Origin of the sequence: Actinorhabdospora filicis (genome assembly GCF_030269765.1) — a bacterium.
Taxonomy (GTDB): Bacteria; Actinomycetota; Actinomycetes; order Mycobacteriales; family Micromonosporaceae; genus Actinorhabdospora; species Actinorhabdospora filicis.
Map to the genome: position 1 here is coordinate 534982 of NZ_BSTX01000002.1, position 20806 is coordinate 555787.

Below are 20806 nucleotides of genomic sequence, written 5' to 3' on the forward strand. Positions count from 1 at the left end.
GGCGCACGTACGAAACCCATACTGAGCCTCCTGGACCGTCGGCACAGATCTCGACGAAACGCTGGCAGCCCTGGGCCACCTGACACCGACGCGTCGATGGCGGCTAGCCGCCATCGACGCCATAGCTGGGCAGGTCGATGGCATCGGCCGGTGGGTTGGTGAACCGCGTGGTGAGTCGCCCGATCCTGGGGTTGGCGGCCACACGCGCGGCGGTGTGGAGGAGCCGGATGCCGGTCCGGGTCTTCGGCGCGGCCAGGCGGGGCGCCAGCGCGGAGACGTTCTGGGCCTGCTCGACGTAGGGCCGCATGATCGCCTCGTAGGCGTCGAAGGCCTCGCGGTGGTCGGGGTGGCGGGCGAGTTCACCGGCGAGGACGTAGGCGCCGACGAGGGCGAGGCTGGTGCCCATGCCGCTGAGCGGGGAGGCGCAGTAGGCGGCGTCGCCGAGGGCGGCGATGCGTCCGCGTGACCACCGGTCGAGGCGCATCTGCCCGATGGACTCGAAGTAGAAGTCGTCGGAGTCGCCCATGGCGTCCAGGACGCGTGGTGTCTCCCAGCCGGCGTCGGCGTAGTGGCCGCGCAGGAACTCGTGCTGCGCCGACAGGGGCTGCCGGTCGAGGCCGCCTTGCGGGTGCAGGAAGGACAGTGAGGCGCGGGTGGTGCCCAGGTTGTCCGGGCGCAGCAGGACGACGCGTCGCCCCGGTGCGTTGTACCAGCGCGCCCAGTTGCCGTCGGTCTCGGCGCGGGGGATGGTGAAGTAGGCGGTGTAGAGGCCGAAGGAGCGGGTGCGGGCGATGTCGGCGAAGACGAGATCGCGGGTGCGGGAGCGGAACCCCTCGGCGAGGACGACGAGATCGAACCGCCGCCCGGCGCCGCGGCGGAAGGTCACGTCCACGCCGTCGCCGCTGTCGCTGAGCCCGGTGATCTCGTCGCCGAAGATGTACTCGGTCGTGTCGCGGGTGTGCTGGTAGAGCAGGTCGGCAAGCTCGCCGCGCAGGAGTTCGAGTTCGGTGACGAATCCGTCGCCGTTGAGGGATTCGCTGCCGAAGGACGCGCGGACGTGGTTGCGGCCGTCGACGAAGTGGAGTCCGGCCTCGTGGGTGGTGCGGGCGCGGGCGGCCGGTTCGAGGCCCATGCGTTCGATGACGGTGCGCCCGGCGCCGCGCAGGTCTACGGTTTGCCCGCCGAGGCGTAACCGGGGCGCGCGTTCGATGACGGTGGCGGTCATGCCGTGGTGGTGGAGCCAGTGGGCGAGGGCGGGTCCGGCGATGCTGGCGCCGGAGATCAGGACGTGGCGGGACATGGGGGTCCTCCTCATCGGGCGGCGTGCTGGGCGGGGGCTTCGGTGCCGTGGTGGGCGTCGTCGGGGCGTCCGCGGCGGGGGAGCAGGAAGGTGACGGCGAGGAAGGCGGCGAGCAGGCCGCCCTGGACGATGAGGGCGTGGTGGAAGGCGCCGGTGAAGTCGCCGGTCCTGGCCTGGGCGAAGAAGACCGAGCCGAAGACGGCCACGCCGATGGAGCCGCCGATGGACTGGACGGCCGACAGGACGCCGGAGGCCGAGCCGATCTCGTGGTCGTCGACGGCGGCGAGGATGAAGCTGAAGAGGGCGGCGATGACCATCCCGGCGCCGATGCCGGCGACGGTGATCCCGGCGGCGATGTCCCAGATCGAAAAGGTCTCCGCGGACAGGCCGTCGAGCTGGAACCAGAGCAGGGCGGCTCCGGCGAGCTGCACGAGGGGCCCGATCTGGAGGACGCGGCGGCCGATCTTGTCGGCGAGGAACGCGCCGCTCACCGCGCCGCCGATGGCGGTGCCCACCGCGAGGGGCAGGTTGCCCAGTCCGGCCTCGCCGGCGGTGAAGTGGCGGCCGATCTGGAGGTAGAGGGTCAGCACCAGCTGGGTGCCGACGAGTCCGGCGAAGAAGAGGGCGATGCCGCCGAGGCCGACGGTGAAGGCGGGTTTGCGCAGCAGGCCGGGGGTGATCAGGGGCTGTCGGCCGGTGGTGGCGGTGCGGCGCTGGTGGAGGGCGAAGAGGCCGAATCCGAGGACGGCGGCGGCCATGGACAGCCATGTCCACAGTGGCCAGCCGTCCTCCTGTCCCTGGTTGAGGGGCAGGACCAGCAGGGCGCAGGAGGCGGCGACGAGGGCGGCGCCGGTGATGTCGACGCGGACGGTGCGGTCGCCGGTCTTCTTCGGGACGACGATCGCGGCGGTGATGAGGGCGGCGATGCCGATGGGCAGGTTGACCAGGAACACCGAGCGCCAGCCGAGTCCGAAGAAGTCGCCTTCGATGAGGAAGCCGCCCAGGACGGGTCCGATGATGCCGCCCAGGCCCAGGACGGGCCCGAAGATGGCGAAGACCTTGGTGAGCTCGCGGCCGGAGAAGTTCTCCCGCAGCAGGCCCAGGCCCTGGGGCAGGAGCATCGCCCCGGCGGCGCCCTGCAGGAGCCGGAAGACGATCAGGGTGGCGATGGTCGGGGCGATGGCGCACAGCAGTGAGGTGGCGGTGAAGGCGGCCAGGCCGATGAGGAAGACGCTGCGGCGCCCGTAGCGGTCGCCGAGGCGTCCGCCGAGGACGAGGCCGGCGCCCAGGGTGAGGGCGTAGCCGCCGATGACCCATTGCAGGCCGACGGGCCCGGAGTCGAGGGATTCCTCCAGGGCGGGTCCGGCGACGTTGACGATGGAGGCGTCGAGGAGGTCCATGATCTCGGCGACGAGCATGACGACGAGGATCAGCCACCGCCATCGGTAGGGCGCGGTGGTGGGGGAGGGGACGGACACGCGAGATACCTCCATGGTGAAGTAATTCCATGGTGAAGGTAAAGTGGTGGCGGTAGGTTGTCAAGTCGGCCCCCGCCGCAGGTGGCCGACGTAACGAGGTGAGGGGACGCGATGGAGGAACCGGCCGGCGCCGCACGCCTGGAGGGACTGACGGAGAGCCTGCGCGTCTACGGCGGCCACTACACCGAACTCAGCCGCCGCTTCGCCGCCTGGCTGGGCCTGCACGCCACCGACGCCACCGCCGTCCTCGAAATCGCCGCCGCAGAAGAACGCGGCACACCCCTCTCCCCGGCCCGCCTCAGCGAGCGCATCTCACTGTCGACGGGCGCCACCACCGCGCTGCTCAACCGCCTGGAGACCGCCGGGCACATCACCCGCACCCGCGAGCACACCGACCGGCGCGTGGTGACCTTGCGCAGCGGCGAGCACATCCAGCAGCGCGCCGATGAGTTCTTCGGACCCCTCGGAAAGCGCCTGGAGGAGGCGATGGCGCACTACCCGCCGGAGCTGCTCGCGCGGTTCCAGGCGTTCATGACCGACCTCAACGCCACCATGGACGCCCACCTCGCCGAGCGGGAGGCGCCCTCACCGGGCGGCCGGTGACCACCGCCTTGTGCGATACTTCCGCCCGTCAGCCGATCTGCGCGAGGTGATGCCATGACGACCGCGATGACCCGCCCGGGCGCCCCGACCCGCCGCTGACCGCCGTCCGAGCACGGCCCGGCCGCTCGCGCCCGGTGCGCACGCACCCCTGTGACACCACAGCGCGAAAGGCACACCTTCTTGCATTCCCATGACAACACCGCCCTCATCGGCGGCGACCTGCGCGTCCACCGCCTCGGCTACGGCACCATGCGCCTGACCGGACCCGGCTTCTGGGGACCACCCGCCGACCACGACGAGGCCGTACGCGTCCTGCGCCGCGCGATCGACCTCGGCATCAACCTCATCGACACCGCCGACTCCTACGGCCCCCACATCGCCGAAGAACTCATCGCCGAGGCCCTCTGGCCCTACCCCGCCGACCTCGTCATCTCCACCAAAGGCGGCTACACCCGCCAGGGACCCGACCGGTGGAAGCCCGTCGGGAACCCCGCCTACCTGCGCCAATGCGTGGAAATGAGCCTGCGCAGGCTGCGCGTGGAGCGCATCGACCTCTACCACCTGCACCGCATCGACCCCGCCATCCCACTGGAGGACCAGCTCGGCGAACTCGCCGACCTCCAGACCGAGGGCAAGATCGGCCACATCGGACTGTCCGAAGTGGAGGTCGACGACATCGAGCGGGCCCGCGAGTGCGTCCCGATCGCCGCCGTGCAGAACATCTTCAGCCTCACCAGGCAGCGGATGCGCGACACCCTCGACCACTGCTCGGCCCACGGCATCGCCTTCGTCCCCTTCTTCCCGCTGGGCAAGGGCGATCTGGCCCGCCCGGACGGTCCCGTCGCGCAGGTCGCGGCGACGTACGGGGCGAGCGCCTCGCAGCTGGCGCTGGCCTGGCTGCTGCACCTGTCGCCGTGGGTGGTGCCGATCCCGGGGACCTCACGGGTGGCGCACCTGGAGGACAACCGGCGCGCGGCCGACCTGGTCCTCACCGGTGAGCAGATGGCGGATCTGACCGCGCGATGGTCCGACGCGCTCTGATGCGACGGGCCCGGCACCCCGAGCGGGGTGCCGGGCCTCAGGTCAGCCGGTGGGGTCGCCGCCGGTCCCGGAGGCGCCACCGGGATCGCCGTCGCGCAGCCCGGTCGGGTCCTCACCCTGCGGGCTCTCGCCACGGGGGTCGCCGTTATGGAGGGTGAAGCCCGTCGGGTCGCCACCGGGATCGCTGGCACCGCCTGGATCACCGTCGGGAGCGGCATAGACCGGGGCGCTCAGCGCGGCGATCACCAGCGCGGCCGACAGGGCCAGTGATGCGGCCAGTGTGGACTTTCGCATGCGGGATCCTCTTTCCTGCAGTGGGTCCAGATGAGGGTAAGAAGGCATCGCCCGCCCTTTCGGGCGCTCTATCCGAACAGCAGCACCCCGGCGGCGACGGCGACGTTGAGGGAGTCGGCCCGTCCGCGCATCGGAATCGACACCGCCTCATGCGGCACCTCCCGCCACTCCGGCGCCACCCCGTTGCCCTCGGAGCCGACGACGATCGCCGTCGGGCGATCACCGCGCGGCCGGTCCCGGAAGTGCCCCTCGGCGCCCGGAAGCGCCAGGTGGACGGCGAAGCCGTGCCGCTCAAGCCATGTAGCGGCCTGGGCGGGGGAGCCGAGGTCGATGACGGGTGTGGTCAAGACCGTGCCCCGGCTGGCGGTGAACACCTCCGGGCTCTCCACCCGGGCCCGGCGACTGGTCACGATCAGCGCGGCGGCGCCACTGGCGTCCACGACGCGCACCAGCGCGCCGAGGTTGGAGGCGTACTCGATCCCGTCGGCGACCAGGACGACCGTGCCGGGCCCGACGGGCCGTCCACCGATGACACCGTCCCCGGCGCGCCAGTCGGGCAGCCGCACCAGCGAGGCCAGCCCGGAGGGGCGGTTGCGGCGGCTGACCCGCGCGAAGGTCTTGACCGAGACGGTGAAGGACGCCCTCGCGCGGCCGGCGGCGGCCCGGGCCAGAGCCCGCCCGTCGTCGCCGAGCAGCTCGGGACACCACACGAAGGTCTCGATGTCCCCGGCGGCGTCAAGGAGACAGCGGTGGGCCCACTCGCCTTCGGCGATCAGGGTCCCCGGCGGGGTGCTACGGGTGGACAGAAGCGCGCTGATACGCGCATCGCGTGCACTGACGTGCGCGGCGGCCATGATGGTCTCCGGATGGAGGGTACGGCTGAGGCAGGCGCGTCGTCCTCATCGGACGGACCTGCTCCCCAAGGCATGGTGTGCGCCGGATCGGCGCCCCCGGTTGCGCGCGGTCTACCGGGTGCCCTGGCCGTACATGGCCGTGAACATGTGCGCAGGCTAACCATCGATCGGGCGGCCGCGCACCTGAGTTTCCGTGCACACTCGGCGGCGAGTGGTGTCGACGGAAAGGACCCTGAGGGTGAAGAAGTACGTGCTCTTCGATCACGACGGCGTGCTGGTGGACACCGAACTCTGGTACTTCCGGGCCGGAGAACGCGCACTGGCCGACATCGGCATGACCCTCGACCGGGAGCAGTACCTGCGCGACATGCCCGAGGGAAAGGCCACCTGGGCCCAGGCGAGGGCCGCGGGCGTCGATGAGCCGACCATCGATCGCGTGCGCGTGGCCCGCGACGCCTACTACCAGGAGTACCTCAGGACCGAGGCCATCGAGATCGACGGCGTCGCCGACGTCCTCACCGAGCTCTCCAAGCACGTCCGCATGGCCATCGTGACGACCTCCAAGGGCGTCGACTTCGAGCTCATCCACGAACAGCGCCAGATCAGGCGCTTCATGGACTTCGTGCTCGTCCGCGAGGACTACCGGCTCGCCAAGCCGCACCCGGAGCCGTACCTGACCGGCCTCAAACGCCTCGGAGCCACCAAGGAGCAGACGCTGGTCGTGGAGGACTCATCGCGCGGGCTTCGGTCGGCGGTGGCGGCCGGGATCGACTGCGTCATCGTCCACAACGCCTTCACCGAAGGACAGGACTTCTCCCAGGCCGCCCACCGCATCGACACCCTCGCCGGGCTCAAGGACATCGTCCTCGACCCGGGGTGACGGCGCTCGTCCGAGATACGGCCGAACGGCCCAAAACCCGGGGTATCTGCCTCACCCCGGGCCCGCTCTTAACCCGCGTAACCCCGTTCCACGGGATCGGGTCCGGCACCGCCACGCAGCCACCAGGAGCAGCCATGAACGCCCCGATCCTCACCATCGAGCGCCCCACCGAGACCACCGAGCGCCCCCGGCGCGGCCGCCACCGCCGCCCCTCACGGCTGCGGCTCGGACGCGTCCTGGGCGCCCTGCGAGGCACCGCCGACAAGCACTGAGACGACCCCGGGCGGGGGAGACGTAAAGGGCCGGGCCAACGTTGGCCCGGCCCATTTTGCTCTAAGCGGAGAGTTCGGCGGCGACCATCGGCGCACCCAGCTGGATCATCCACGTCAGCCCCGACTCCGGCGCGAAACCGCTGAGCCGGTTCTCCAGCTCCTGCTTGCCCGCGTCGTCCAGCTGCCCGTCAACGGCCAGCTCAGCGACCTGCGCACGGTAGAACTCCAGGTACGCACGCTGCCCCGACAGCAACTCCAGACCGGCCGGCGCGCCGTGCCCCGGGTAGAGGACCTTCACCCCGTCCAGCTCACCCTCCAGCAGCGACAGGTTCTCCAGCCACGCCCCGGTGTGCCCATCGGCGGTGTAGGAGTGGCAGCCGTGGAAGGCGATGTCACCGATGAACGCCACCACATCACCCTCATCCGGGGTCAGCAGCAGGTAGCTGTCGGCGTGGCTCTCACCCGCACCGAGCTCCCGGGCGGTGATGCTCAGGTCCTGGAACTGGACCTTCTCCCCATCGGCCAGCTTGACCGTCGGCAGCGCGGTCACCGCCGGCCACTCATCGCCGTACACCGGACCCCACTGCGCCCGCTTGGCATCGGCGATCTCGGCGATCACCCGCGCCACACCCTCCGTGGCGTACACCGGCGTACCCGGGTTGCGGCGAACCAGCGTGTCCACACCATTGAAGTGGTCGGGGTGGGCGTGGGTGACAAAGATTCCGAGCACCGGCTTGCCGAGCGCGTCGATGCGATCGGCGAGCTGGTCGATCTCGGTGTTGAGCAGGCTGGTGTCGATCACGATCACGCCATCGGCGGTCTCGATCAGGTAAGCGTTGACGAACAGACCGGCCTCGCCGGCGGTGTGAGTGTGCACAGTGTGTGTCATGCACTAAGCCTCACCCCGATCCACCGGCTACCGTGTCCGGAGATGAGCGCCCGGTGTCAGGCCCGGCCTGACACCAAGAAGAGGATCGCGTGGACATCCAGCAGTTCCGCTCCGCGCTGAGCGTGGCCAACCACGGCAGCCTGCGCGCCGCGGCCGTAGCCCTCCACCTCACCCCACAGAGCCTCTCCGAGCAGCTCGCCCGCATGGAACGCGCCCTGGGCGTCACCCTCTTCACCCGCACCTCCACTGGCATGCGCCCCACCCCCGCCGGCGAGCAGTTCCTGCGCGAGGCCGCCGACGTCGTCACCGCCTTCGACCGCCTCATCAACACCACCCGCGCCACCGCCGCCCCCACCGAGCTGCGCCTGGCCGCCGCCTACGACCTCGGCGACGTCGTCCGCCACCTCGCCCGCCCCCTCCTGGCCGAACAGCCCACCATGGTCGTCCGCAACCGCCAGCTCGGCTGCCCCCAACACGCCCCCGCCCTGCTCTCCGGCGACATCCACGCCGCCCTCGCCCACCACCCCCCGACCCGCCCCGACCCGCGCGGCGTCCACCGCCTCGTCATCGACGCCACCCCCCGGCACGCCCTGATCTACGACCGCCACCCCCTCGCCGGGCAACCCCAGGTGAGCCTGTCGCGACTCTCCCGCGAACCCCTGATCCTGCCCGGCACCGAAGCCAACCCCGGCTGCCTGCGCGAGCTGGAACTCACCGAGTTCACCGACCGCGGCCTGCGCCCCAGAATCGGCGCCGAAGTCCACGGCATCGACCTCGCCATCGCCGCCGTCGCCTCCGGCGCCGGCTACGCCCTCTGCGTGCGCACCACCTACCCGACCGAGCCCGGCATGCGGTTCGTGCCGATCTCCGACCCGATCCTCCCGCACCAGGTCGCGCTCCTCTGGCACGACCGGCAGGCGGTGGCGCCACTGCTGACGGTGGCGCGGCGGTTGCACCGGCGGCTGCCCGCGTGACGGGCCGTGTCCCCTGCCCCGCGGCTGAAACTGCCGCCGTACAGGGGTTGTGACCTCGCCACTCGACACCTCCCTAGCTGTGGGTGCCGCAGCTCACAGCAGAGGCTTGGGGGCTCTGAATCGACGCCGTCAGCGCAGCTTGGCAGATTGTCCATTGTGAAGCGATGGGGGACGCCAACAGGCGCACTTGGATGGACGGTATTGCGGCACGAACCGAAGATCGCTAGCTTCTCGTCTGCCCGCTCTTGATCCTCTTGCCCTGAGGTTGTGCCCGTGTCCCATGTGCCTTTCCGTGCCCGTTGGCGTGCCCTGGTGGCGGCGTCTGCCATCGCCATCCCCGGTATCGCGGTGATCGTCGGCGCACCGGCCGCTTCCGCAGACACAGCAGACGCGTGCGCGAAACTCGCCACCGACGCCGCCGTGGAGAGCGAGTACCAGGCCCAGCGCCTCGCCATGCAGTGCGACGCTGCGGTGGAGGTACTGGAGAAGGCCTCTTCGACCGTTAAGATCACCGCTCGGCCGGGTGGGGACTTCTCCTACAAGGGATGGCTCGCGCCGCACCGGGTCGAGCGAAACGACCGCTGGATCGACATCGACACCACGCTCGTGGCCGGATCCGACGGGCTGCTGCGCCCGAAGGCTGCAGCCGACGTGAGCTTCTCTCCCGGCGGCACCGCTCCCTTTGCGAGGTGGAAATGAATGACCAGGCCGCGAGGCTTGCGGGTCAATGCGATGAGTGTGGTCGGCCCCGCTCGGGATGGGCAGTGCAATTGATACGGCAAGGACGGATTCGATGGGAGGTTGAATGGTCCTGTGAAGCATGTGGAACGTACTCGCATGATGGAGGCTGGGGGGCTACTCCGGAGTATCTGCGTTGTGAGATTTTGGCGCAGCATGGCTTTCACTGTGTCAGATTGATGGATGCTGAATACCGTGGAGGTGGGGCCTTGAAGGCGTTTCGCGACGCTTTCGATATCTCGATCCAAGAGGCTAAAGAATTGTCTAATAAATTGAAGTCGGGCGGGTATGAAAGCACGCTCATTGAAGCGAAATTTCTCGTTGATACTCTGCGGGATGCAGGCATAGCGAGCGTAGTAAGTCCTGGTAGGTGTGAGGAGTCTTGACCGGGACTTCGTAGGGTCGCAGGCCGCAATGTCGTCGTCACCGACGTCACGCATGCCCATTGAGGTGAGTGGCATCGATCGGCGGTCCGTGGCGGTCGCCATAGAGCGTGTGTTGTGGGTGTTCCTGACTGAGGTACTCACGACCGTGGTGGAGGGCGGACCTCATCGCGCACGTGGCGTCCAAGATCGACACGCGTGCTGGCGTGTCGGTGGCTTCCGGCGACACCTTCCACGGGTACTCCCTGCTACCTCTGCCAGTGGGAGCCTGCTGGCGGTGCCGATCGAGTGGATGAACAAGGCCGCACGTCATGGGCGAAAGTGTGCGAATTAGGATATGGCGCTCGTGCGAACCAACGGAGCTGGTGGCTGCCTGCTTAGGTCGACCGGACCTCGACGTTCGTATCCGACCTAGAGACCGCCATGTGGAGCAGAGGCGCCTCCAGCGCCGGTGCGTGTCGAGGGCATGCATTCGAAGGCGGACGCAAGTGCAACGGGCTGCCCTTGGCAGCCATGTAGACCAGGACATCCTCGTGGGTGATGAGCGTTGCGGGAACGCCCTTGGCATTGGCTTTGCGGGCATTGTCGAGGGCGAAGAAGGAGGGGCGGGCGGTGAGGTGCCCGTCCTGCCAGGCGGCGAGCAGGGCGGTGTTGCGCTCGTGCGCGTGGAACCCGGCGGCGATGGCGGCGGTGGTGATGAGGCCGGGGATGTCGATGAGGGTTCCGTTGCGGCGGATGGGGCGGGCGGTGATGGCGAGGATGCCGCCGGGCCTGAGCAGCGTGTGGCAGTGGGTGAAGACCTCGGTGAGGCCTGCGGTGTAGGCGTGGAGGGGTAGGTAGGCGAGGTTGGTGCGGTCGGTGCCGTAGGTGTCGTCGCTTTTGTGGATGCCGGTGCCGGGGGTGGGTTTGACGTTGCCGTGGAGGGATGGGCCGTACGGGGGTGAGGTGAGGACGAGGGCTACGCGGCCGTGGAGGGCGGTTGAGACGAGCTTGTCCAGCTTCCTTGCGTCGCCTTGGGTGATGGACGCGGTGAGGCCCGGGGGACGGGTCTCGGCGATCGCCTCGGTGGCGATGGTGGCCCAGCGGGGTTCGTATTCGACGCCGATGGCGTGACGGCCCGCCCGTAGCGCCTCGATGAGAGTCGTGCCGATGCCGCACATGGGGTCGAGGACGATGTCGCCGGGTTGTGTGTAGGCGGTGATGGCGTGGTGGGCGATGGCGGGGAGCATTTTGGCGGGGTGGGCTTTGGTGGCGGTGGGGTAGTCGCGGCGCTGGGTGCGGGGGCTGTCTTGGCCGGTGGTCCAGACCGAGCCGGACCAGGGATCGCCGGGGGTGGTCATGGGCGGGTCCGGGGTGGGGTGAAGACGAAGATGTCGCGGTGGATGCGGTGATGGCGGGGTGTGCCGGGGGCGCCGGTGGAGATGTCGAGGGTGGGTGCGGGGACGGCGATGAGGTGCTGCTGGTAGCCGAATCCGGCCGTGCGGGCGTTGTCGACTAGTAGGGCGTGGGTGTCGGAGCCGGTGCCGGATAGGACCGCCACGTGGCCGGTGGGGGCCAGCGCGTGGCGGCAGGCGGGCCACCAGCCCGGTTGCAGTGTGGCGGTGTCGGTGGTGGTGAGGAGGTCGACGTCGCAGACGAAGGCGGCGATGGCGTCGGGGAGGTACTCGGTGTCGACGCGGCGGACCTGGCCCCAGCCGCGGGCATCGGCCGGGAGCCGGAGAAGCGTGTTCTCGGTGTCGGCTATCTGGGCGTCGGCGACGAGGCAGAAGCAGCGGTGCCCGCGTGCGGCCGCCACGGGCAGCATCAGGGCGGTGGTGTCGATGATGATGCCGGCACGGGGTGCGTAGATGTCGAGCAGCGCGTCGGGGAGGCTGCGGCCTGGCCCGGTCCCGGTCGGTAGGACCGAGAGGGGGACGTCGAGGTTGCCGCCCCAGGGATGTAGTGGTGTGTCGGACATGATGCCGGCGGGCTGTGTGCACCTGCCATCGGCGACGACCGTCTTCGTTTATACCTCCTCAACACCCGCTTGAGCCCAATCCGGTGAGGCACAGACCAGGCACAGCTCACCCCGGGGGCTCGTTGAACAGCCCGTATGTCGCCTGCTGGGGGCGCTCACCGATATGTCCGAGCTCCCGTTTCAGGGCGCGGAAGAGCACCAGGGCGCGGTCGCTGCGGTGGGCGGCGAGGGCGACGGTGATCGCGCGCTGATGCAGCGGTTCGTCCAAGGGGGCCAGGCGGCAGGCGTCTTCGAGGACGGTGATGGCCTTGGCGTGCTCGCCGCGCTCGCGGTGCAGGTCGGCCAGGCGGGTGAGGGTGCCGGTGTGCTGGCGGCGGTAGTGCTCGCGGACGGTCTCGGTCCACTCGGCGTCGCGGCCCTCGGCGTAGACGTCGCTGAACTCGCCGGCGGCGGCGGTGAGGTGCCGAAGTTGCTCGTTCTCGTCGTCGCTGGTGCGGGCGAGCAGGAGGTGTTCTTCGTAGCGGTGGAGGTCGGAGGTGAGGGTGGTGGTGTCGAGGCGGTAGAAGTCGCCGTCGGTGAGCACGAACCGCCCCTCCCGGTTGCCCGATGCCTCGCGGAGGGCCGAGCGGATGTTGGCGATGAGGGTGCGCAGGTGGTTGGGGGCCTTGGACATGGCAGTGTCGGGCAGGATGGCCTCGATGATGGTGTCCTTGTGGACGCCGTGGTCCCGGCTGGCCGCCAGCATCACCAGCAGTTCCAGGGACTTGTTGCGCAGGCCGGGAACTTGTACGCCTGCGATGTGCACCGCTGGTGGACCGAAGGCCCTCAGGTCGGCGAGGACTTGAGGCGTCGTTGGGGCAGTGTCATCGGTGGGTGCGGGCTCTTCATCGAGGGCTTCTTGCGGCGCTGCTGGGGGCTCGTCGTCGGGGGTGGGTGGTGTGGCGTCGCTGAGGGCGGTGATGGCCGCGTCGAAGTCAGCGGCCGTCAGGTGATGGAAGCGCACCCTGTGGGTGTGGTCGCGTCCGTCCTCATCTAGGTCGAAGGCCTCGGTGTTCTCCGCGGATTCGAAGGCGATCCCGGTGATGGCGAGCTCGGTGAGAGTCGCGGCGTCGGCCTCGACGGGGTGCTGGAGCACGATCAGGAGCGGGACGGGGTCTTGGCCGTCGTCGCGAGCGCGGGTGCGCGAGAGGATCAGCTGCTGGAGGCGTGTGGGCGCGTCCTCGGCGACGTGCAGGCCCCGAACGGCCATCGGTGGCTCTGTACCGGTGAGGGCGGTCCAGGTCGTCTGGTCGGTGAGGACCTCGCCGAGCGTGAGCTGCTCGGCGAGGAGGTGGCGGGCGGCGCCCGGCGCGCCGTCCCCGAGGAGGGCGATGACGCGCCCGGGCGAGAGATCGCCTAGCCCGATCAGGTCGGTTTCGGCGGGAGGCGGTGGGGCGGTTTTCGCTTCCTGAGCGGCGTCGATGATGCCGGCGGTCCCAGGACGCCCCCGCGCGATACGCACCGGACGCCCCAACGCCAAAGCCCGGCGCCTCCTAGCGCGGGTGAGCACGACCGCCGCGGCGACCGCGGTGGCGAGACCGGCACCGATCCAGGCACCCGAGGGCAGACGGAACCCGCCGTCCTCCGGCATGGCCACCGCCGGAGCCGAATGGGACTCACCCGTCTCGGACGGCGCTGGGGTCACCGGGTCCGGGACACGCGGCTCCGGAATCTCCTCCACCGGAGCCGTGGACGCGGGGAGACGGAGGGTCCAGCCGGGGCGAATCAGGTCAGGATCATCGAAGCGGCGACCATCGCCCTGTGCCGCATCCCGGTTGAGATCCCAGATCTCACCCCACCGCCATGGATCCCCCAGCCGCTCACCGGCGATGCTCCACAAACTCTCACCCGCCCGCACCAGATGCACACCGGACTCACCCCTCACCGGAGACGCCTCGGCGGGGGCATCGAGGACGGGCCCGGCGCTCGCCGGGGCGGCCAGGGCCTGCGCGGTGACGCTCGCGGTCGCCGTCCCCAGCAGCAGTGCCGAGATGGCGCGGACGGGGCCGGGCACGTGCCAGCGCGCCGGGCGCGGCGATGGCGGGGCCTGCGTCCTGGAGGCGCGCACGACGCGGCGGACCACGAGGTAAAGGAGTGTGGCCCAGGCGAGCCAGCCGAGGATGACGATCAGGTCGGCCAGGCGCCGGTCGTCGGGGATCTCGACGAGGGCACGCCAGTCCTCGCCACGCGGCCAATGCGCGGGCAGGGGCGAGCCGTAGCGGAGCAGGAGCAGGGGGAGCCCGATGAGCACGGCGAGCCAGAAGGCGGCGCGCGCGATGGCGGCCAGCGTCCGCATGGTGGTGTCCTCCTTTCAGGATCCGGTGACGGGATGTGCGATCTTGGACGGCCTCCGGTCGCCCAGCAGCCCGGCGAGGCTCGCGGCGGCACGGATCGTGATGGCCGCGACGAGCAGCAGGCACGCGGTCGTCCCCGTCGACGCCGAGGCGGTCAGGGCGTAGACCAGGCCGAGGGCGCAGGCGATCCCGGCCGCCGCGGACGGACGCGAGGACAGGACCATCGCGGTGGCCGCGGCGGTCACGACCAGCCCGGCGCGGGCGATGAGCGCGTGTCCCAGCGGCATCCCGGCGAACAGCGGCTCGACGGCCCGCACCCCGAGGATCCCGAGGACACCGAGTGCGATGGGGGCCATCGGCGGCCAGATGCGGCGCGCGGGCGCCGGATCGGGCCGGGTCTTGAGCTCCCAGCCGATGGCGGCATAACAGGCCAGGGCCGGTGCGGCCGGCAGCACGCTCCACGCCAGCGGCTGGCCCGCCGGGGTCCCGGCGAGCGCGGCCAGGGCGAGCCCGGATGCGCCTGCGGCGAGCAGGCCGGTGAAGGCCGCGCCGAAGAGCCATCGCCCGGCCGTTGCCCAGTCCCAGGTACCGGCGTCGGCGAGGTGGGCGTGGACGAGGAGCATCCCGATCGCGGTGATCGCCACCGACAACGCGGCCGTGCCCGCCGCCAGGTGCCCGGGGGAGAAGCGGACGATGCCGCCCGCCGAGGACGCGTCGGCAACAACGGATGCCACCAGGGCGACGCTGAGCAGGAGGGCCGCGGTGGTCGCGGCGATGCTCGCCCGCTGCGGGCGCACCGGGGCCGCCGACACCGGGTGCTCCTCGGCGTCGATGGCCGCGACGCGGGAGGCGAGGGCGAGCGTCGACAGCAGACACACCGGTACCCCGCAGTCGCGCTCCAGGGCCGCGCGCTCGCTGGTGCGCGAGGGGTTGGCGATGAGCGCGACGGCGTCCGGTGGGCGTCCCAGGTCGGCCGCGGTGACCGCTGCGGCGATGAGGTCTCGTGGTGTCGCGGCCGGGGCAGCGGCTTGGCCGAGCAGCTGCGGCGGGGTGCCGGTGTTGAGCGCGAGGATCGCCACAGACGGGTGCTCGGCGCCCTCGACGAGCGCCCAGGCGCCCTTGAGCGGCCCGAACTCGTCACCGATGAGAGCGTCCAGGACGCTGGTCGAGGAGACGGTACGGGCCGTGACGTGGGGTTCGGCGGCGCGCTGCCAGGCGGTGCGGCGGGCCGGGCCCCACGTCCACGGGGTCGCCGCGGCGATCACGGCACCGGCCGGTAGTCCGGCGGCCTCGATGATCGTGCGCCACATGCTCGTGTCATCGCCGGTGACGGGCAGGGCCGGCCAGCCGTCGAACACGACCGGCTCGCCACCGTCTGGGGTGGGGCGGACGGCGATGATCTCCTCGGGTCCCCACCAGATCGTCAGCGCCACACCCCGGGTCCGCCCGGGGGCCTGGGGTGCCAGCAGCTCTCGTGCGATGCCGAGCACTCCCATGGCGTTCTCCTTCTTACTCGCCGATCGCGGTGAGGTTGTCGCGATGCCAGATGAGGCGGCCGGCGTCGAGTTCGGCCCAGCCGCCGATGGTGATGGGGACCGTCGCGGCCTTGGTGGCCCGGCCCTGCGTGTAGGTCACCGTCGCGGACCCCGGCGCGCTGGTGAGGACCTCCAGGGGTGCGGCACTGGAGATCACCAGGCTCACCACCGGTGGCGCGGTCAGCGTCCAGGACACGTTCTCCGGTGAGGGCGCGCCGATGCCGCTGAGCCGCAGCGGGCAGTCGGCGACGATGGTGCTCGACGTCGGTGCCCGGGCCACGCAGTCGGCGAGGTAGCCGTTGATGAGGGTCTGCAGGCGCCGGGTCAGCTCAGGTCGCGGGCTCAGGAACATCGCCACCGGTACCGACGCGGTGGTGCCGGTGACGAGCAGTCGCGCCGGTGGCGCGGTGTAGGTGTCGTTCTCGGCGAGGGCCACGGTGTAGACGCCGGGATGCAGCCGCGCGCCATCGTCGACGGTGCGTCCGCCGATCGTGGCGGCCAGGTCGACACCCGCCGGCCAGAGCACGTCGAGGCCGGTGATCAGCCCGTCGACGCGCCACGGCCCCCACCATTGCAGGCGGTGTGCGCGGACGGTGGCCGCCCACCGCTGCCCGTCGAGCGCGAAGGACACGTCCACGTCGGCGGCATCACCCGTACGGCGGCTGGCGAGGATCTCGGCCCCGCTGGGCGCGACGTAGTCGGCGCCCGCGACCAGGTCGGCGCGGCCCGCCTCGGGGAGCCCGGTGGCGTCGTGTGCGGCGAGGGCGGAGAAGTAGGCCGACACCGCCTTCTCGGGGGTGAAGAGGATGGTGCGTCCCACGGTCGCGGCCATGCCGGCGGCCACGACAGCGACGAGGGCGATGATGCTGAGGGTGGCCAGCCAGTCCGGCGGTCTCCGGGCGCCCGACCACACCCCCACCACCCCGTCGGCACCGCTCGGCCGTGCCGCCGTGTAGGCGGCACGTGTGGGCGGTCCGGACCGGGCCGTACCGCCGTCAGTGGCGCTCATGGCCACCATCTCCCCAGGTCAAGGGCAGTACGGTTTCCATGATCCACCGAAGGGGATCAATCGGACAGGGTAGATGGGGGAGAAGTTTCGCATTCGGTGCGGCGGGTGGGGGAGGAGTGGGCTCCTGTCCGGTATCGCGCCGGTGGGCCGCGTGTCGGGCTCGCTGAGTTGTGCAGGTCGTCGCTCGTCCAGTGCTCGGCTTGGTGGGTGGGCCGACCGGCCGACAGGCATGCTACGTCCGTTTCAAGGTCATTCGCACTTCGGCATTCGCCAAGGGCCTTCCTGCAGGCCATCACCCAGACCGTGCGGCTGATCCGGTCCAAGGGTGTGGGGATCTTCTTCGTGACGCAGACGCCGAAGGACGTCCCCGCCGACGTCCTCGCCCAGCTGGGCGCGCGTGTCCAGCACGCGTTGCGCGCGTTCACCCCGCAGGACGCGAAGGCTTTGAAGGCGACGGTGACGACGTTCCCGAAGTCGGGTTATGACCTGGAGGAGGACCTGACGCGGCTGGGCATCGGGGAGGCGATGGTGACGGTCCTGGACGCCAAGGGCCGCCCCACGCCGGTGGCGTGGACGCGGTTGTTCGCGCCGGAGTCGCGGATGGGCCTGGCCGAGGAGCCGACAGTGGACGGGATCATCGCCGCCTCTCTGATGTTCGGACGTGAGCTAGTTGCGGGGCGGAGGGGCTCACCTATCGCTATCTCATAACTGGTGTTGACATGCTCCACTGTGGATAGGCAGTGTGATCACGCCCAAAGTTGCCCGTGCCTTAGTGGGGTGCCCCCGTGTCCACTCGATGGTCGCTGCCCGAGAGATTCCGCCATACTGCGTATCTAGCGTTCACAGCGCTGGTGGCTGCAGGTCTGCTGACAGTTCCACCTGATGCTCCCGCCCTCGCCGATCCCGGTACGGATTGCGCGAACACCGTTGCTGGTGGCGAGTCGGCCGCGAGATCCTTGGCGGCCGAATGCGGGGTGAGCGTCGAGGCTCTCGCGGTACGAACGCCGTACACGCAGGTGATCGCCGCGCCCGACGGGACTGTGACGATGGCGTCGTCCCTAGTGCCGCGCTGGGTGCCCGGGGAGAACGGTTCGTGGCGGGATGTGGATCCGAGCCTGGTGGCTGGTGCTGACGGGCGACTGCGCCCGCGGGCCAGTCTGGCGCGGGTGAGCTTCTCGCCGGGTGGGGACCAGCGCCTGGCCGAGCTCGTGTCAGCCGAGGGAAAGACCTTCAGCCTTTCGTGGCCGACGGTGCTTCCGGCGGGAACCGTGTCGGCGGACGCCGTTCTCTACCCGAACGTGTTCCCCGATGTCGACCTGAAGGTTCGGGCGACCGTGACCGGATTCACCCACACGTTGGTGGTCAAGTCGCAGGAGGCCGCCGCGAATCCCGCGCTGGTGCGGATCCGCTACGTGCTTGGAGGCGACGCGGTTGTCTCGGAGACCCCGCAGGGGGGTCTGAGGGTCACGGCCGATGGCAGGCTTCTGGCGTCGGCGTCCCCGGCTTCGATGTGGGACTCGGCCACCACGACGACCGAGACCGCGCAGCGCGGATACCTCGCGGAGCCGTCGACCGCCGAGGCGAGCGGGGACGGCGCGCAGATCGCGCCCGTCGATGTCGAGGTCAGCGATGAGCATCTGACGCTGGTCCCCGATCCTGGGCTGTTGACCGGGGCCGACACGGTCTTTCCGTTGTACATCGATCCCGACTTCAGTACCGAGGAACGCAACTGGGCCTACGCCAACTCCTCCGACACCACATGGGGCACGAGCCCAGCGGAGTACGCCGCACGTGTAGGCGTGGATCCCTCTTCGGGCTGGACCTACCGGTCGATGTTCCGGTTCCCCACCGATGCCAACGGAGTGAACCTCGACGGGAAGCAGATCCTGCAGGCGCACTTCACCATCACGCTCTACCACTCCTACGACTGCGCGCCGACCTCGGTGAACATCTGGCGGTCGCGGACGCCTGCCAGCCCGCGCACCAGCTGGGCGAACGCGAAGCTCGACAAGTGGCTCGCCTGGAAGGACGCCGCGGCGAACAAGGGCGTCTGCTACGACCCCGCCGACCCGAAGCTCGACTTCAAGAGCGAGACCTTCACCAACGACGTGCAGGTCGCGGCCAACGAAAAGTGGGACTACTACACCGTCGCGCTGTCGGCGAAGGACCTGAACGGCAGTAACGAGACCTCCCAGGGGCGCTGGAAGAAGTTCGACCAGAGCACCGCCCTTCTGAAGGTCGTCTACAACTCCTACCCCGAGGCGCCCTCGGCGATGCGTGTCGGAGCCACATCTTGCGGCACGAGTGAACTCGTCATGTCGGGTGGGAACCAGATCCTCGCGTCGGTGTTCGGCGACGACGACACCACGCAACAGACCCTCACCGGAACCGTCGAGTACGGGCCCGTCGGCGGGACGGTCAGCAACGCCGCCACGACCACCGCCACAGGCGGAAAGGTCGCCTCGTACCCACTGACCGGTCTGGCAGAAGGGCACTACCAGTGGCGCATGCGCTCCGATGACGGGTACGCGAAAAGCCCCTGGTCACCATGGTGCTACTTCCAGATCGACTCCACGGTCCCCGCCGCGCCGACCATCACCTCCACCGACTACCCCAAGTGCGTCCCCGGAAGCGACTGTCCTCAGACAACCTTGCCAGGTCTGGCCGGTGCGTTCACCTTCTCCACCACAGATGACGCCGTGAAGTACCTCTACGGCTGGGCGGGAGAACCGGACACCCCGCTGGTGGTCACGGTGGGCGCGTCGAAGACCATCTCGCTGTCCCCACCGGGCTACGGCAGGAACATCCTCTACGTCCGCACCGTCGACACCGCCGGGAATCAGAGCGCGGACGCGACCTATGAGTTCGAGGTCGGTCGCGCGGCCCCGCCCGTGGCAGGTTGGGACATGGAGCAGTACCCGCCGAGCGGTACCCCTGCGGCGGCCCTGGGCAACACGGTCAGCGGTGGACAGGCGCTCACCACGACCGGTTCCTTCAGCTGGGATGCCGATACCCGCTTGGTCGGTGCCAAGACGGCGGGGTTCTCCGGCGGTGCGGCACAGACCGCCTTGCCGGTGGTCGACACCAGCACGTCCTTCTCGATGTCCGCATGGGTGCGCCTGACCTCGAAGGCCACCTCGGGCAGCATCATCGGCCAGGACGGTGCCTACAACAACGGCATCTACTTCGGCTACGTCGACGACTTCGGCACCTGGGCGCTGCGATTTACCACTAAGGACGATCCCACGTACACGTGGACCGCAAGCGCGATCGCGACGAGTACACCAGTGCTGGGCGTATGGACGCATGTCGCCGCCACTTACGACGCGGGTGCCAAAAAGGCGAGCATGTTCATCAACGGCGTGCGTGAAGGGACCATCGACGTCGATGGCCACTGGAACGCCACCGGAAAGCTGCGAGTGGGCTCAGGATTCCACCGCGGCGCGGTCACCGACTACTGGCAGGGCCAGATCGCCAGAGTGCGGATCTTCAACCGCGTGATCGGCCAAGACGACATCGTCGAAGGCGCCCAGGACTTGAAGCCGCTCATGGGCTCCAACGCGGTCGCCCGCTGGAACTTCGACACCGACTTCGGGAGTACCGCGGTCAACCAGGTGCCCGGATGGGGGCACAACCTGTCGATCTCGGCTCCCGCGTCCCTGGTCGACTACAACTCCAGCTTCGCCCTTGGCACCGAGCCGAGCGGATACGCCCAGTCCAGCGGTGGGGGAACGCTTCGCACTGATCAGTCGTTCACCGTGACGGCTTGGGCGCAGCTGAACAGCGTCCAGGACACCGCGACCGTGGTGTCCCAGGACGGCACCGTGACGAGTGCATTCCGGTTGCAGAACCGAAAGATCACCGTCAACGGCATCGAGTCCAGCCAGTGGTGCTTCTCGCTGAACCTCGCCGACACCGCGACCTCCGCTGCCACCACGGCCTGCGCGCCGGAGGCGTCGACCACCGACATCACGCATCTGATCGGCGTCTATGACGCCTTCCGCAACGAGATCCGGCTCTACGTCAACGGCGCGCGACTCGATTCCACCGGCGCCGCGACTCCGGTCGCGTCGAGCAGTGTCCCGTCGCGGCTGTGGAACTCCACCGGCCCGACGGCCGTGGGGCGTGGCAAGAGCGGCACGTCGACGGTCACCGACACGTTCAGCGGATACGTCGACGACGTCGCCGTCTTCCAGGGCGCGATGACCAGCGCCCAGGCCGATGACTTTTACAACAAGGTCCGGGTAGGAGCCTGACATGAGGACG

Annotated in this window: 18 protein-coding genes; 8 read left to right on the top strand and 10 right to left on the bottom strand. The window is 69.9% G+C overall.

Translation table 11 applies throughout. The annotated features are described in order from the left end of the window. Window positions 1-103: 103 nt before the first annotated feature. The gene (locus QSK10_RS15220; protein ID WP_285663456.1) at window positions 104-1300 is read right to left on the bottom strand and encodes an FAD-dependent monooxygenase; all 1197 of its coding nucleotides are present in this window, start codon (window positions 1298-1300) and stop codon (window positions 104-106) included. An 11-nt stretch (window positions 1301-1311) separates the two neighbouring features. After that, window positions 1312-2778 carry an MFS transporter gene (locus QSK10_RS15225; protein ID WP_285663457.1) on the bottom strand — a complete coding sequence of 489 codons (1467 nt, stop codon included), beginning with the start codon at window positions 2776-2778 and terminating at the stop codon, window positions 1312-1314. A 111-nt stretch (window positions 2779-2889) separates the two neighbouring features. On the opposite strand from QSK10_RS15225, the gene QSK10_RS15230 reads away from it, so the two are divergent. Next, complete coding sequence (locus QSK10_RS15230) at window positions 2890-3381, top strand: MarR family winged helix-turn-helix transcriptional regulator (protein ID WP_285663458.1); 492 nt, start codon at window positions 2890-2892, stop codon at window positions 3379-3381. A gap of 180 nt (window positions 3382-3561) precedes the next feature. Beyond that, window positions 3562-4422, top strand: a complete 861-nt coding sequence (locus QSK10_RS15235; RefSeq protein ID WP_285663459.1) for an aldo/keto reductase — start codon at window positions 3562-3564, stop codon at window positions 4420-4422. Between the two features lie 42 nt (window positions 4423-4464). Here QSK10_RS15235 and QSK10_RS15240 read toward each other — a convergent pair whose 3' ends face one another. Together QSK10_RS15240 and QSK10_RS15245 are read right to left on the bottom strand one after the other, a co-directional pair. Beyond that, window positions 4465-4716, bottom strand: coding sequence for a hypothetical protein (locus tag QSK10_RS15240; protein ID WP_285663460.1), 252 nt, complete (start codon window positions 4714-4716; stop codon window positions 4465-4467). 68 nt (window positions 4717-4784) lie between these two features. Then, window positions 4785-5570: a TrmH family RNA methyltransferase gene (locus tag QSK10_RS15245; protein WP_285663461.1), complete on the bottom strand. Its 786-nt coding sequence runs from the start codon at window positions 5568-5570 to the stop codon at window positions 4785-4787. A 238-nt stretch (window positions 5571-5808) separates the two neighbouring features. On the opposite strand from QSK10_RS15245, the gene QSK10_RS15250 reads away from it, so the two are divergent. Together QSK10_RS15250 and QSK10_RS15255 are read left to right on the top strand one after the other, a co-directional pair. Further along, the gene (locus QSK10_RS15250) at window positions 5809-6450 is read left to right on the top strand and encodes an HAD family hydrolase (RefSeq protein WP_285663462.1); all 642 of its coding nucleotides are present in this window, start codon (window positions 5809-5811) and stop codon (window positions 6448-6450) included. 134 nt (window positions 6451-6584) lie between these two features. Beyond that, the gene (locus QSK10_RS15255) at window positions 6585-6722 is read left to right on the top strand and encodes a hypothetical protein (protein WP_285663463.1); all 138 of its coding nucleotides are present in this window, start codon (window positions 6585-6587) and stop codon (window positions 6720-6722) included. Window positions 6723-6783: 61 nt separating this feature from the next. On the opposite strand, the gene QSK10_RS15260 is transcribed toward QSK10_RS15255, so the two are convergent. Continuing rightward, entirely contained in the window at window positions 6784-7611 is an 828-nt protein-coding gene (locus QSK10_RS15260; RefSeq protein WP_285663464.1) for an MBL fold metallo-hydrolase, read from the bottom strand. Window positions 7612-7700: 89 nt separating this feature from the next. Here QSK10_RS15260 and QSK10_RS15265 point away from each other — a divergent pair, with 89 nt between their 5' ends. Next, a complete protein-coding gene (locus QSK10_RS15265; RefSeq protein ID WP_285663465.1) occupies window positions 7701-8585 on the top strand; it encodes a LysR family transcriptional regulator in 885 nt (294 codons plus the stop codon). A gap of 273 nt (window positions 8586-8858) precedes the next feature. Then, window positions 8859-9284 (top strand): hypothetical protein, encoded by a 426-nt coding sequence (locus QSK10_RS15270; protein WP_285663467.1) that lies wholly within the window; start codon window positions 8859-8861, stop codon window positions 9282-9284. Between the two features lie 799 nt (window positions 9285-10083). Here the strand turns inward: QSK10_RS15270 and QSK10_RS15275 are convergent. The 5 genes from QSK10_RS15275 to QSK10_RS15295 all read right to left on the bottom strand — a co-directional run bounded on the left by QSK10_RS15275 (window position 10084) and on the right by QSK10_RS15295 (window position 16540). Then, window positions 10084-11046 carry a TRM11 family SAM-dependent methyltransferase gene (locus QSK10_RS15275; RefSeq protein WP_285663468.1) on the bottom strand — a complete coding sequence of 321 codons (963 nt, stop codon included), beginning with the start codon at window positions 11044-11046 and terminating at the stop codon, window positions 10084-10086. Further along, on the bottom strand, window positions 11043-11663 hold the full coding sequence (locus tag QSK10_RS15280) for a hypothetical protein (protein WP_285663469.1): 621 nt from the start codon (window positions 11661-11663) through the stop codon (window positions 11043-11045). Before QSK10_RS15280 ends, QSK10_RS15275 begins: the two co-directional genes overlap by 4 nt. A gap of 106 nt (window positions 11664-11769) precedes the next feature. Next, entirely contained in the window at window positions 11770-13998 is a 2229-nt protein-coding gene (locus tag QSK10_RS15285; RefSeq protein WP_285663470.1) for an AfsR/SARP family transcriptional regulator, read from the bottom strand. Window positions 13999-14013: 15 nt separating this feature from the next. Next, window positions 14014-15492, bottom strand: a complete 1479-nt coding sequence (locus QSK10_RS15290) for a hypothetical protein (protein ID WP_285663471.1) — start codon at window positions 15490-15492, stop codon at window positions 14014-14016. Between the two features lie 13 nt (window positions 15493-15505). Then, the gene (locus QSK10_RS15295; protein WP_285663472.1) at window positions 15506-16540 is read right to left on the bottom strand and encodes a hypothetical protein; all 1035 of its coding nucleotides are present in this window, start codon (window positions 16538-16540) and stop codon (window positions 15506-15508) included. 207 nt (window positions 16541-16747) lie between these two features. Here QSK10_RS15295 and QSK10_RS15300 point away from each other — a divergent pair, with 207 nt between their 5' ends. Together QSK10_RS15300 and QSK10_RS15305 are read left to right on the top strand one after the other, a co-directional pair. After that, the gene (locus tag QSK10_RS15300) at window positions 16748-17248 is read left to right on the top strand and encodes a helicase HerA-like domain-containing protein (RefSeq protein WP_285663473.1); all 501 of its coding nucleotides are present in this window, start codon (window positions 16748-16750) and stop codon (window positions 17246-17248) included. 143 nt (window positions 17249-17391) lie between these two features. Next, window positions 17392-20796: a laminin G domain-containing protein gene (locus QSK10_RS15305; RefSeq protein WP_285663474.1), complete on the top strand. Its 3405-nt coding sequence runs from the start codon at window positions 17392-17394 to the stop codon at window positions 20794-20796. Window positions 20797-20806 lie beyond the last annotated feature (10 nt).